Raw genomic sequence first — 12,673 nt, 5'->3', positions numbered from 1 at the left:
TGGTGGCCCGCCGGGAACGGTCCGGCTCAGTGGCGCGTCCGGCTCGCCCTCCTGGCGATCTTCTCGGCGTCCCGGGCCAGTTCGCGGAGCATGCCGCTGATGGGGTTGGTGAAGCCGGTGAAGTACAGGCCGGGTGCCTGCTTCGGGGTGCGCCGGCCGTGTGCCACCGGGCGGCCCCGGGCATCCAGCACGCCGAGGTGGCCGACCAGCGGTTCCAGGGCCCGCCGGTAGCCCGTCGCGGCGATCACCGCGTCCGGGGTGAGCCGGGTGCCGTCCGCCAGGACCACCGCGTCCTTCTCGAACGACTCGACGGCCGCCACCGGCACCACCCGGCCGCGCTTCACCGCGTCGATCAGCCCGACGTCCTGGACCGGGATGGCGCCCTCCTTGACCCGCGAGTACAGGCCCGTGTCCGGTCGGGGGAGCCCGTGCTCGGCGAGGTCGGGGACGGCGATACGGGACATCAGGCGCCCGGCCCGGTCCACCAGGGCGACGGGGAGGCGGCGCACCAGGATGCCGGTCGCCTGCGCGGGCCACCCGGCCGTGGAGCGGCGCACGATGTGCGGGACGGTGCGCACCGCGAGCCGTACGCGTTCCGCCCCGCCCTCCACCAGGTCGACGGCTATCTCGGCGCCCGTGTTGCCGACGCCGACGACGAGGACGTCCTTGCCCGCGTACGGGGCCGGGGCGCGGTAGTCGGAGGCGTGCAGCAGCTCGCCGGTGAACGTCTCGCGGCCGGGCCAGTCGGGGAGGCGCGGGGTGTGGTTGAAGCCGGTGGCCACGACGACGGCCCGGCCGGTGAGTTCGCGGCCGCCGCTCGCGCTCAGCCGCCAGCCGCTGCCGTCCGCCGCCCGGTCGATCCGGGAGACCTCGACGCCCGTCACCACCTCCAGCTCGTGGTGTTCGGCGTACTTCTCCAGGTAGCGCACCACGTTGTCGCGGGAGACCCAGCGCCCGAACCTGCGGGGCATGGGCAGTCCGGGGAGCGCGGACCAGCGCCGAGTGGTGTGCAGGTGCAGCCGGTCGTAGTGCCCGCGCCAGGACGCGCCGACGCTTCCGGACTTCTCCAGGACGACGGCCCGAACGCCCCGCGCGCGCAGGGCGGAAGCGGCGGCGAGCCCGCCCGGACCGCCCCCGATGACGTAGACGGGGCGGTCCTCGGTGAGGTCGGTGGGGGCCGGGGCGGTGCTGCCGGCGGTGGATGCGCTGTCGGACATGCTTCGGAGCGTAATCGCGTGACTCCTTGATGGGTCTCGGTCAAGACCGGAATCGATTGCGAATTGATCACGCTCTCGAACGGGGGTGCGGGGCGCGGTCGCGCTCCTTGCGCCGCGCCCCCGCCGGGCCGTGCGGCCGTACCTCTTGCGCCGTGCGCCCCCATCAGGTGAACTGACGTACCGTCAGATTCGGTGTATCGGGAGGCGTCATGCGGACGGTCTGGCTCGACGGGGCCCAGTGGCTCGCCGTACTGCGCGTCGGGCTCGGCCTGTGGTGGCTGGAGAGCTGGCGCCACAAGGACCGGAAGGCGTGGTTCCAGCGCGGCACCGGCATCGCGTGGGCGGCGGACGTGGCCGGGAAGCACCGCTGGCCGGTGGTCCGCGCCGGCTTCGAGAAGACCGTCGCCCCGCACCCCAGGGCCATGGCGTACGTCGTCGTGTACGCGGAACTCGCCCTCGGGCTCGGCCTGGTCACCGGCTTCCTGACCCCGGTCGCCCTCGTCGGCGGCCTCCTGCTCAACCTCCTCTACCTGGTGCTGATGATCCATGACTGGGCCGAGCAGGGGCAGAACGCGATGATGGCGCTCATCTCGCTGGTCGCCCTGTTCGCGATGTCCTGGCAGACCTGGTCCCTCGACCACGCGATCGGACTCTTCCTGTGACGAGCGCCCCGCCGCCCCCCGCCCCCCGCCACGACCTCCCCGAACCCGACGCCTTCACCCGCCCCTACTGGGACGCCGCGGCCGAGGGGCACCTCCTGCTGCGCCACTGCCGGGCCTGCGGCCGGGCGCACCACTACCCGCGCGAGTTCTGCCCGTACTGCTGGAGCGAGGACGGCGTATGGGTCCGCGCGAGCGGCCGGGCCACGCTCTACACCTGGTCCGTCGTCCACCGCAACGACCTGCCCCCGTTCGGCGCCCGCGTCCCGTACATCGCCGCCGTGGTCGATCTGGCGGAGGGGCCGCGCATGATGACGCAGGTGGTGGAGTGCGAGGAGGGCGCGCTCGCCATCGGCATGGAGCTGCGGGTGGCGTTCCGCCGGGAGGAGGGGTGCGAGGCGGTGGCGGTGTTCCGGCCCTGAACCCGGCCCTACGGCTTCGTGGCGGCGGGCGCGGGCACGCAGTCCGAGCCGTCGCCCCGGGCCATCCCCGCCGCGATCTTCTCCAGGGAGTGCCGGCGCGCGGCGAGGCCGATGACCAGGGTCTGGTCGGCGGGGATGAGGGAGGGGGACACGACGAGGGTCGGTTCGCCGTCCCGGGGGCTGCCCAGGTCGAACGGCGGTTCTGCCCCGGGCTTCGAGCGGGACGGGTTGGCGCAGTCGGGCTCGCCCAGCAGCACCTTGGCCCGTACCCCCAGGGCCGCCAGGTTCCGCTGCATGGTCTCGACGTCGATCTCCCCGGACGGGTCCACGATGGCCAGTCTGACCCGGCCGGTGGCCCCGTCCTTCTCCAACGTGTAGGCGGCGTTGGTGACGCGCGTGGACGAGCCCGGGGCCGAGGACGCGGACTGCCCGAGGCCGAGCGTGCCGACCAGCGCGGCGGCCGCGGCACCGGCGGCGAGGGTGAGGGGAACCCGGCGGGCCCAGCGCCCGCCGGCGGATCGCGTACGGACCGCCTCGGCGGTGCCCGCCCGGTGGGCGTTCTCCGCCACGTGCTCCTTCAGCGCGTGCAGCAGACGGTCTTCGAAGCGTTCGGTCTTCATCGGGCCTCCACGGCGAAAGACGAGGGGTGCGGAAGGGATTCCGGGGGAGCGGGCGTCAACGTGTCCCGCAGCGCGCGGCGGGCGCGGTGCAGGCGGACGCGCGCGGTCACCTGCTTGATGCCGAGTGCGGCGGCGGCCTCGGGGACGGTCAGGCCGTCGACCGTGACGAGTTCGAGCACGGCCCGCTGACCGGCCGGCAGCGCCGCCATGCCGGCCAGCAGCGCGGAGCTGTCGCGTTCGGCGTCGATACGTTCTTCGAGCCGCGCGATGTCGTCCTCGTCCAGCAGCCGGCGCCCGGCGATCCTGCTCTCGGCGTTCCACGTCCGGGCGGCCCGCCGCCGCTCGGACGCCACGACATTGCGGGCGATACCGTGGAGCCAGGCGGAGGGGCTGCCCAGCTCCTCGCGGTAACCGGGAGCGGCGGCGATCGCCGCCAGGAACACGTCGGCGGTCAGGTCGGACGCGGCGTACGCGTCCCGGCTGCGCCGGGTGGCGTAGCGCAGTACGGCCTGCACATGCGCCCGGTAGAACAGCTCGAACGCCTCCGGGTCCTCGCCGATCTTCGCCACCTCGTAGGTGGCCGGTGGATGTCTCATGGAAGCTCCTCGGATCGACTGCTCTGGCCTCATCCCCTCTTGGCGCCCCGCGGCCCATGCGTTACATGTGTCACGCCGGGCCCGGCTACCGGCGGACACACAGGCGGTGTCAGGCTGTTGTCCCCCGATCCGCACGGCCGCGAGGGAAGCATCCGTTGAACACCGGCAGCTACTACGAGCGCATCGACGCGCACCACTACAAGCCCACCGCCCACGCGAGCGGTGCGTGGAGCACGGACGAGGTGCACTTCAGCCCGCTCGGCGGCCTCCTCGTCCACGCCATCGAGCGCCACCTCGAAGAGCGGCCGGGCGAGCGCCTGCTGCTGTCGCGGGTCGGCTTCGACATCCTCGGCCGGCTCGCCCTGGACGAGTGCGAGATCCGGGTCGAGACCGTCCGGCCCGGCCGCACCATCGAACTCGTGGAGGCCGTCGCCCTCATCGCCGGCCGCCCCGTCGTACGGGCCAGGGCCTGGTCGCTCGCGCCCGTCGACACCACCGCCGTCGCCGACGGCGAGGCCGGGCGGCTCACCCCGCCGGAGGCACTCGCGCCCTGGCCGATGGCCGACCTCTGGCCCGGCGGCTTCATCGCGTCCCTCGACGTCCGCCCGCTCGCGCCGCCGCTGCCGGGCCGCACGACCGCCTGGATCTCCACACCGCTCGACCTCGTCGCGGGCGAGACGGCGGGCCCGCTGGCCTCGTACGTCGCGCTCGTCGACACCGCCAACGGCATCGCCGTACGCGAGCAGCCCACCGAGTGGATGTTCCCCAACGTCGACCTGACGATCCACCTGCACCGGCAGCCCGAGGGCCCCTGGACCGGCCTCGACACCACGGTCGTCTTCGGCCCCACCGGGCAGGGCCTCACCAGCACGGTCCTGCACGACGTCAACGGCCCCGTCGGCCGGGCGGAACAGATCCTCACCGTCCGCCCCCTGTAGAGGCGGCGCCTCAGCGCCTCAGCGCCCCAGCTCCTTGCGCTGCCTGCGGCGTGCGCGGAAGCCGGGGTGGCGCAGGCGGACGCCGCCCATGCCGCAGGTGCCCGTGATCCTCAGCAGCGGCGCACCCGGTGTCCGCGTGCCCGAGGTCCGGTCCCGCAGGCCGCCGAGCCCGAGGTCCAGCGCATCCGTGTCCACGGCCCAGCCTTCCGGCACCACGATCCGCACCCCGCCCATCTGCGCGTCCACCTCCAACTCGACCTCGCGCAGCCGGCACTCCGCCTGGCTGAAGTCGAGATGGGCGCCGCCCATGCCCGCCTGCACGACGATGAGTGGCGGCACCTTCCAGGCGCCCGCCCGCTTCACGCCGTGCATGCCGCCCCGCAGGGTCAGCGGCTCGCCCGTGTCCGCCACGACCGGGACCAGGTCGTCGGTGAGCGGCGCGAGATCGCCGTACGTCTTCGCCGTGAGGGCCAGATTCAGCCGGACGTCCAGCTCGTCCAGGTCGATGCGCCCCTCCGCCGCCGCCTCCCGCAGCTGCTCCACCACCGCTTCGCGGTCGGCGTCGGAGGCCCGCATACGGGCGGCGGATCGCGAGGGCTCGGCAGTCATGCACCTGATGATACGGAGTCCGGTGCGCGAGGGGAGGGCCGGATGCTCCGGCGTCCGTACCCCCGTACCCGCTGTCAGGACGAGGTCCAGAGGAAGTCGACGGCACGGCGCACCACCTGGAAGTCGAGGGGGGTGCTGTCGGAGAACACGGCGTCGAATACGGCGTTGCCCACGGCGATGCCGTCGGCCTGCGCGGCCGGGTGATTCCTGTCCGCGGGGTCGTCCGTCTCCAGGGACCGGATGACCGTGTCGACGGTGAAGTCCCTGAACGCGGCCATGATGCGCGCGGTGTTCGCGGTGTTCGCGCCCGCGAGCGCCCGCAGGTCTGCGTTCATCCTGGTGAGGAGGTTGTGCTTCGCCCGCTGCGCCTGCGGGGAGCCGGTCGGATTGTTCTCCAGGTCGGCCTTCCACACGGGCAGCTGGAAAGCGGTCAGGTCACGGAGCCTTCCCTGCAGCGACCTGCTCAGTGAGTTGATCTCCGAGTTCTCGCTCCCGTTGCCCACCCACAGGTTGTTTTGGGAGCTGTTCATCACATAGGCGGCGCGCATCAGGGTCTCCCCGGCAGCGCGGTCCCCGGTTCCGAACTCGGCCCTCGACATTCGCTCGACGGACTTGTCCGACTCGTCCTTCATGTCCGGATGTACCTGCCCGCGGTCGAGCTTGTTCTGAAGGTAAGGAATGAGAAGGCGGGGGTGGGCGGCGTACGAACGGTTCAGCAGGGACCGGATGTTGTGCCAGGCGATGTAGTGGCGGCGGTGCTGTCCCGGCGCGACCGCGAGAGCCTTCGCGGTCACGCGGGCGAAGCCGGGGCGGCCCACGAGTTCGGTGCCCGACATGGACATGGTGCTGAAGCCGCCGATGCCCGGAGCGGGTTCCGAGCCCCCGAGGGCGTAGTTCAAGGTGCGTAGATGCAGACCCCCGTCGGGGTTGTTGTTCGTCACCTCGGTGTACTTGACGATCATCTCCTGGCTCATTTGGAGAAGATCACCGCCCTTCGTCACCTCGATGGTGGTGTCGAGAGCGTCGGTCACCTTGGCGAAGGTCAGGTCGAAGTCGGAGACCCAGCGCTCCATGAACTTGCTGCGCTCCTTGATCGCGCTGACCAGGTCCGAGGGCGCCACGGTGTCCATAGGGGCGGGAGCACTGCCGCGCAGCCTCGCCCGCTGCACGCTGGGGGACGCGTACGAGGCGGGCCGCCGCGCCATTTCCCCCCGCAGCTCCGGATCGAGGGGGCGGCCCGGTGACCGTAGGGCCTCGGTGCCGGCAGAGCGCTGTACCGTCCGCCCGGCCCCGGACAGCATGCGGCTGACCGCGGCATTGCCCATCGTGGACTGGAGGACGTCGAGCGTCAGCGGGCTCGTGGCCCGTGTGGCCGTCCGGGCGTCCAAGGGCTTGCGCCGGTCGGCTTTTGACGCCTGGTCGGTCTCGTTGCTGTGCACGCGGGTGATCCCTTCGTATAGCGGATGGCTCTGCGCTGATCCCGCACGCCGCCCGAGCGGATGGACGGGAGCCGGACACTCCCGGCCCCCCCGGAGCCACCCCGAGGTCAGTCCCGGCGCCGGGCCCGCTCCAGCCACGGGCCGAACTCGCTGTCCAGGACCAGCCGTCCGAGCTTGCGGTACTCCGCCAGGACGGCCGCGACCAACTGTTCCGTGTCCAGCGGGCGGCCCGACTCCGCCGCCTGGTACGCGGCGGTGACCGCGCAGGCGCGGATCGAACCGCCCGTCAGCTCGAAGCGCTCCGCACAGGTCGGCAGATCGAGGCCGGGGTCGCGGGGGACCTCCGTGCCCAGGCAGCGTTCCCACAGGGCCAGCCGCTGCTGAGCGTCCGGTACGGGGAAGTCGGCGACCACGTCGAGCCGGCGGGTGAACGCCTCGTCCAGGTTGGCCCGCAGGTTGGTGGTGAGCACGGCGATGCCGTCGAAGGACTCGATGCGCTGGAGGAGATAGGCCGACTCCACGTTGGCGTGCCGGTCCTGCGCGTCCTTGACCTGCGAGCGCTTCCCGAAGACGGCGTCGGCCTCGTCGAACAGCAGCACCGCGTTGACGTCGGACGCCTCGGCGAAGATCCGCTCCAGGTTCTTCTCGGTCTCGCCGACGTATTTGTCCACCACGGACGACAGGTCCACGACGTACAGCTCCATGCCCAGGTCGGCCGCGACGACCTCCGCCGACATGGTCTTGCCCGTCCCGGACTCCCCGGCGAACAGCGCGACGATGCCCCGCCCCCGGCCCCCGCCCGGCCGCATCCGCCACTGCCCGAGCACCTGCTCCCGGTGGCGGGCGCGCAGGGCCAGGTCGGACAGCTGACGGCGGGTCGACGGGGGCAGCACGAGGTCGTCCCAGCCGACGGCGGGCTCGATACGGCGGGCGAGCCGGGCGAGCCCCGCCCCGTTCTGGGCCCGGACGGCGGTCCGCAGGTCCCCGGCCTCCACCGGGCGGCCCTCCAGCGCGGCCAGCCGGGAGGCGACGGCGGCGGCGCGGCGGATCTGGCCCGAGTCCAGCCGGTAGGCGCGGGTGGCGTCGGCGAGATCCGCGTCGGCCGTCGCGGTACCGGCGGCGAGCCCGGTCCGGGCACCGGCCCCGGTGAGCGCGTGACGCCACCGCCGTGCCGCGTCCGACGGGTCCGGCGGCGGGACGGGGACCGCCACCGGGCTGTCACCGGCCCACAGCGGGTCCCAGTTCTTCTTGCCGTACAGGATCAGGGGCGAGCCGCCGCCGACCGCCGCACAGAGCGCGCCGACCAGGGCGGCGCCCTTGGGCTGCTCGGGGACGAGCGTCTCCAGCGGGCCGACGACGAGACCGCCGCCGCTCAGCCGCGCCTCGGTCGCCAGGAGCCGCACGGCCGTCACCGGCTCCGGGGCGGCGGCGAGCGCGGCCGCGTCCACCACCAGCGGGTGCAGCCCGGCCGTGACGAGCGCGTCGGCCGCGAGGCCGCCGGGGTCACCGCCGCGGTCCAGCAGATGCACGAGGCCGCTGCCGGTGCCCGCCGCCGCCGCGATCCGCAGGGTGGCCTCGCAGGGCTCCGGGCGCTCCCGCGGCGGCCGGGCTGCCCGGACCAGGCCGTGCAGCCTGCCGTCCACCCCGTCGTCGCCGAGCAGATGGGCGGTGATCCGGTCCGGTACCCGCAGGACCCGTGAGAGCAGCGGGCGTTCGGTCTCCGTCACCTCCACCAGGCCGGCCGCGACGAGCGGGGCCGACGGCGAGAAGCGGAAGCGGCCGGGCCCCGCGGCGGGCAGGCCGCACAGTTCGAGGGCCAGGCCGATCGTCGCCCGGCGCCGGGTCAGGTCGTCGTTGAGATAGCCGTACAGCCGCTCGAACCGTGCGTCGATGTCCGGGGCCATCGCGACCAGCAGGAGATCGAGGTCCGGCGCGACCAGGCCGAAGCGCTCCGCGAGCGCCGCGATCCGGCCCCGCTCCGGGGACTCCTCACCAGCGCCGTGCGCGGGGACGGGGCGGAACGCGTCGCGGGACTCCAGAATGCGGTCGGCCGCCGCGGCGGTGAGGTACTGGCCCCGGTACGGGTCGTCCGGCTCCGGGTCGGCGTCCCGGCGCAGCGCGACCGCGATCCGTACCCGCTGCTCGATGCGGACGAGCCGTTCCCAGAGGTCAGCGACGGGCGGCGGCGAGGCGCCGTCCGGCTCCCGGAGGCCGGGCGGCGCCTGATGCGCGGTGGTCACCTGGCCGTACCTCCACGCCTGCGCCGGCCCGGCGGCAGCTGCCGGTCACGCTCGGCCGCGAAACCCTTCCCCGCCGGGTCCGACGCGCCCTCGTAGCGCAGCCGCCGTCCCGGTTCCGTCGCCTGGCCGTCCCGGGCGGGGACCGTCTGCACCAGCAGCCCTTCGGTGACCGGCGGCCCGGCCGCCTCCACCTCGCCGGCCAGCGGCGCCCACACCCGCAGGTCGATCGCCGCCTTCAGCTCGCCGCCCAGCGCCGACCACACGTCCACGGTGGACGGCCGGTCGCCCGTACCGGCCGACGCCGCCTCCATCTCCACGGTGAGACCGAGGTCGGCGAGGCTGCCCGTGAGCATCCGCACCGGCAGCACGCTCGTGCGGATCAGGCAGCGCAACACCTCGGAGAGCAGCCGGTGTTCGTCCTGCGGGCGGTTGGTCCACGCGGTCACCAGATAGGTCAGCTCGAACCAGCGCGGCGGCGTGCGCCGTCCCGTGATCACGCCCTCCTCGTCGTACTCCTCGGCGGTGCCGGTACGGCGACGGGTCGCGTCCTCGCGGATGCCGTAGAGGAAGACGCTCACCGTGGGGGCGTTGCGGCGCGCGGACCAGTCCTTCGTCGGGGCGTCGAAGACCAGCTCGACCCCGCTGTCCTGGAGGCCGGCGTCGACCAGCAACAGCCGCAGCCCCTCGTCCACTTCGTGGATCACCGGCGGCCCACCTCGTCCGGCGGCACGATGTTGCCGCTGACCACCAGGAAGTCGGTGGAGACCGGGGAGAAGCCGGGCCCGGACGCGGTGATGGTGCGCGGCCCCGTCTGGTCCTTCACCAGGATGAGCAGCTGGGCGATGAACGTGCCGTCGCCGCCCGGCCGGGTGGGCGGCGCGGTCGCCGTGATCCCGGGCTTCCAGGTGAGCTTCACCGCCACGCCGGGCGGGAAGTCCTTCCCCCGCACCGAGGTGACGAATCCGGGCTTGCCGACCTCCGGCACCGAGACGATGCGCGGCTGGAGGATGCGCAGCGGAGCGCGGGAGACGTTGTCACCCAGGTCCGCGTCGGTGCCGCTCGTGGTCAGCGTTCCGGTGATGGTGGTCCGCAGCGCGCGGTCGGGGGCGAGGACCACCCGCAGTACCGAGGACGCGCCGGGCGCCAGATCGGGGAGCGTGCACGCCCCGGCGGCGGTGCAGCCGGCCGGGAGCGTCTCCACGGGGACCCGGGCGGGCAGCCCGAGCCGCAGGCGCAGACCGGTGGCCAGGGCGTTCTTCCCGTTGCGCACGGTGTACGTCACCACGACCCGGCCGCCCACGTATCCGGGGCTGGGCTGCGCCCGTACGACGACCCCGGGGCCCGCCTCGGGTGCGGGCGGCAGCGGAGCCGGCGGCTGGGCGGGCGGCTGCGAGGCCGGCGGCGGGAGGGTGTGGGGCGGGGTTGGGACGGGGGACGCGGGCGGGTCCGGGAGCTGGGGGATCTCGCGGACCCGGATGTCCGTCCCGGTCGCGTTGTCCGTGGGGTTCGGGTCGATCACCGAACCGGTGACCGACCAGCCCAGCTGCCAGGGCCCGGTCGTGACACCCGTCAGCCGCGCGGTGACCTGGACCTCGTCGCCGGGCTTGAGGACGCCCAGGTCACAGCTCGGCGATCCGGCGGCGCAGGTGCCGGCGGTGCTGGTCAGCTCCTCCAGGCGCACGCCCTGCGGGACGTCGGCGACGAAGGTGGTGCCGGGCGAGGGGGCCGGGCCGTGGTTGGTGACGGTCACCGTCACCGTCACCGACGAGCCGGTGTCCACCGGGGGCGTGGTGGGCGGTGCGGTCACCGCCAGGTCCACCTGCTGCTGGTAGGCGGGCTCCTTCTGCCGGCCCCGCAGCCGCGCGGTCAGCGGGGTCACGGTGCCGGTGGCGAGGTCGAGTTCGGACAGCTGCTCGGGGGAGCTGGGTGCCCTGTCCCGGCGGTGGCTGAACACCAGCCGCCCGGCGTCCGACGACCACGCCACGTCACGTGGCTGGTAGGGGCCGGTCTGTTCGACGTCCGGGATCTCCTCGCCGCAGGCGGCGGGGTCGTCGCGGCGGTCGGTGGGCAGGACGACCCGGCAGTTCCCGCCGTCCGGCGAGATGACGACGACGCTCGCCCGCTGGTTGATCTGGTCGGCGCGGTCCTTGCGGTTGAAGGCGACGGACGCGCCGTCGGGGGAGAACGCGGGGCTGTCGTCGATCACCTTGCACTCGCCGGGGCAGCCGTGGACGCTGAGGTCGTCCTGCTGTCCGAGCTCGTCCGCCGGGGCCGTCCAGACGTGCTTGATGCCGCCGAGGCCCCGGATCACCTGGTTGCGGGTGAAGGCGAGCATGGTGCCGTCCGACGACCACGCGGGCTGGGCGTCACCTCCGACCACCTCGCCCTCGGGCGGGACCACCTCGCCGGTGATCTTCCCGGTGTCGGCGTCGGCGACGAGCACCCGGCTCGTCCACGTGGGGTTCTCGCCCTCGCCGGGGGTGGACCGGGTGAAGGCCAGCCGGGTGCCGTCCGGGGAGAACGCGGGGTCGGTGTCCCGCTCCTTCGGGGCCCGCCCCTCCAGGTTCAGCAGCTTCTTGTTCTGCCCTTCGGTGTCGGTCAGCCAGATCTGCTGGACCCGTTCGCCCTCGTCGTCCACGAAGCGGGTGACGGCGATCTTCTGTCCGTCGGGCGTGTACGTCTGCCGCTCGGTCCAGGGGTCGTAGTCCGTGCCCGGGTGGAACAGCGGGTCCAGGGCGGGATCGTCGCTCTTGTTGTCCTTGGCCGCCGGGTCCTCGCGCAGCACGTCGAGCCTGAGGTCCCGGGGGTCCGCGCCGTCCTGCCGCATGTCCTGGAGCGTGACGATCTCGTCGTCCTCGGTGGTGCGGCGGGTGACGACCGTCGTCCAGGTGCCGCCGCCCGTTCCGAGTACGGCGGGTGTGTCCACCTCACGGTTCTCGGTGAGCTGGATCTGCGGGGCCGGGTCTTCGAGGGAGGGGATCCGGTACACGTGGTCGTAGGGGGCGCATCCGCAGTCCCGGTTGGGGCTGAGGAAGAGCAGACCGACGCCGTCCGGGAGCCAGGCCGAGGACCGGGTGCCCCAGTCCTCATTGGGGTCGGTCAGCACCGGCCGGACCTTGCCCGGCCCGTCGGTGACCCGCAGCCGGAAGCCGGTGTCCGTCGCGTTCTTCGGCGTGACCGCCAGTGTGTACGCGATGCGGGAGCGGCGGGTTTCGTCGCCCACCGGGTTCCACTCGGGCTCGCTCGCGTCGCCCTCGGTGCTGTCGCTGACGCAGGTCACCGCCCCGCCGTCCAGGTCCCGTGCGTAGATCTGGGTGCCCGGCTCCGGGCCGCCGTCGCTCGCGTACGCGATTCGGGTGCCGTCGGGGGAGAGCGTCGGAGAGGTCTCGTCGGCGTCGGGGGTGTCCGTCAGCTGCCGCAGCCCGTTGCCGTCGACCCCGATCGACCACAGGTCACGCTGGGCGCCCTCGCCGGCCCCCGCCACGGACGAGTCGAAGACCACCGTCCGCCCGTCGACGGAGAGTTCGGGGTGGGCGGCGTCCATGCCGAAGGTGAGCCTGAGTACGTTGCCGTCCGCGCCGCGCACGTACACCTGCGGCCGGGCCTCGTCGCGGAGGCTGGTGAAGACCAGCACCTCACCGCGCCCGAAGGCGTCCTGGTCGTAGTGGGCGGGTTTGTCGCTGTCGAACAGGTCCTCGGTAGCCGTCCCCGAGACGGCCCGCCCCAGGCTGCGGTGGCCCGTACCGGCGAAGACGATGCGCCCGGTGTCCGCCGGGGCCGCCTCCGCGGCGGCGACCGCCTGGTGCGGATCCTGCGGGGCGGATACGGAACCCGCCACCAGCAGGGGTGTCAGCAGCACCAGGGCGCCGCTCAGCCGACGCAACCGGGCACCCCTCGCCGGGCCAGCAGGACCGCTCACGGTCCACCTCACAG

The 12,673-nt window shown here is 73.6% G+C and carries 11 protein-coding genes; 3 read left to right on the top strand and 8 right to left on the bottom strand.

Going from position 1 to position 12,673, the window contains the following annotated elements:
* Nucleotides 1-26 precede the first annotated feature (26 nt).
* Nucleotides 27-1,217, bottom strand: a complete 1,191-nt coding sequence (locus B082_RS0117405) for a flavin-containing monooxygenase (RefSeq protein WP_018553092.1) — start codon at nucleotides 1,215-1,217, stop codon at nucleotides 27-29.
* A 209-nt stretch (nucleotides 1,218-1,426) separates the two neighbouring features.
* Between B082_RS0117405 and B082_RS0117400 the strand changes: the two genes are divergently transcribed.
* Entirely contained in the window at nucleotides 1,427-1,879 is a 453-nt protein-coding gene (locus tag B082_RS0117400; protein WP_018553091.1) for a hypothetical protein, read from the top strand.
* On the top strand, nucleotides 1,876-2,298 hold the full coding sequence (locus tag B082_RS0117395; protein ID WP_018553090.1) for a Zn-ribbon domain-containing OB-fold protein: 423 nt from the start codon (nucleotides 1,876-1,878) through the stop codon (nucleotides 2,296-2,298). Before B082_RS0117400 ends, B082_RS0117395 begins: the two co-directional genes overlap by 4 nt.
* An 8-nt stretch (nucleotides 2,299-2,306) precedes the next feature.
* Here B082_RS0117395 and B082_RS0117390 read toward each other — a convergent pair whose 3' ends face one another.
* Complete coding sequence (locus tag B082_RS0117390) at nucleotides 2,307-2,918, bottom strand: hypothetical protein (RefSeq protein ID WP_018553089.1); 612 nt, start codon at nucleotides 2,916-2,918, stop codon at nucleotides 2,307-2,309.
* Entirely contained in the window at nucleotides 2,915-3,514 is a 600-nt protein-coding gene (locus tag B082_RS0117385; RefSeq protein ID WP_018553088.1) for an RNA polymerase sigma factor, read from the bottom strand. Before B082_RS0117385 ends, B082_RS0117390 begins: the two co-directional genes overlap by 4 nt.
* 155 nt (nucleotides 3,515-3,669) lie before the next feature.
* Here B082_RS0117385 and B082_RS0117380 point away from each other — a divergent pair, with 155 nt between their 5' ends.
* The gene (locus tag B082_RS0117380) at nucleotides 3,670-4,452 is read left to right on the top strand and encodes a thioesterase family protein (RefSeq protein ID WP_018553087.1); all 783 of its coding nucleotides are present in this window, start codon (nucleotides 3,670-3,672) and stop codon (nucleotides 4,450-4,452) included.
* An 18-nt stretch (nucleotides 4,453-4,470) separates the two neighbouring features.
* Here the strand turns inward: B082_RS0117380 and B082_RS0117375 are convergent, their stop codons facing one another.
* The 5 genes from B082_RS0117375 to B082_RS0117355 all read right to left on the bottom strand — a co-directional run bounded on the left by B082_RS0117375 (nucleotide 4,471) and on the right by B082_RS0117355 (nucleotide 12,599).
* A complete protein-coding gene (locus B082_RS0117375; RefSeq protein WP_026249895.1) occupies nucleotides 4,471-5,061 on the bottom strand; it encodes a DUF1707 SHOCT-like domain-containing protein in 591 nt (196 codons plus the stop codon).
* A 74-nt stretch (nucleotides 5,062-5,135) separates the two neighbouring features.
* Nucleotides 5,136-6,500, bottom strand: coding sequence for a hypothetical protein (locus tag B082_RS0117370; protein ID WP_018553085.1), 1,365 nt, complete (start codon nucleotides 6,498-6,500; stop codon nucleotides 5,136-5,138).
* A 107-nt stretch (nucleotides 6,501-6,607) separates the two neighbouring features.
* Complete coding sequence (locus tag B082_RS0117365) at nucleotides 6,608-8,740, bottom strand: ATP-binding protein (RefSeq protein ID WP_018553084.1); 2,133 nt, start codon at nucleotides 8,738-8,740, stop codon at nucleotides 6,608-6,610.
* Entirely contained in the window at nucleotides 8,737-9,444 is a 708-nt protein-coding gene (locus B082_RS0117360; RefSeq protein ID WP_018553083.1) for a DUF4255 domain-containing protein, read from the bottom strand. The genes B082_RS0117365 and B082_RS0117360 overlap by 4 nt, the downstream gene beginning before the upstream one ends.
* Nucleotides 9,441-12,599: a DUF11 domain-containing protein gene (locus B082_RS0117355; RefSeq protein WP_018553082.1), complete on the bottom strand. Its 3,159-nt coding sequence runs from the start codon at nucleotides 12,597-12,599 to the stop codon at nucleotides 9,441-9,443. Before B082_RS0117355 ends, B082_RS0117360 begins: the two co-directional genes overlap by 4 nt.
* Between the last annotated feature and the right edge of the window lie 74 nt (nucleotides 12,600-12,673).

It is taken from the genome of Streptomyces sp. ATexAB-D23, assembly GCF_000373645.1.
Classification (GTDB): domain Bacteria; phylum Actinomycetota; class Actinomycetes; order Streptomycetales; family Streptomycetaceae; genus Streptomyces; species Streptomyces castrisilvae.
This window is presented reverse-complemented; position numbering and strand designations above follow the sequence as displayed.

Coding starts and splice junctions, on each gene's coding strand:
- B082_RS0117375 (WP_026249895.1), bottom strand. CDS start 5,061: ATGACTGCCGAGCCCTCGCGATCCGCCGCCCGTATGCGGGCCTCCGAC.
- B082_RS0117385 (WP_018553088.1), bottom strand. CDS start 3,514: ATGAGACATCCACCGGCCACCTACGAGGTGGCGAAGATCGGCGAGGAC.
- B082_RS0117405 (WP_018553092.1), bottom strand. CDS start 1,217: ATGTCCGACAGCGCATCCACCGCCGGCAGCACCGCCCCGGCCCCCACC.
- B082_RS0117390 (WP_018553089.1), bottom strand. CDS start 2,918: ATGAAGACCGAACGCTTCGAAGACCGTCTGCTGCACGCGCTGAAGGAG.
- B082_RS0117400 (WP_018553091.1), top strand. CDS start 1,427: ATGCGGACGGTCTGGCTCGACGGGGCCCAGTGGCTCGCCGTACTGCGC.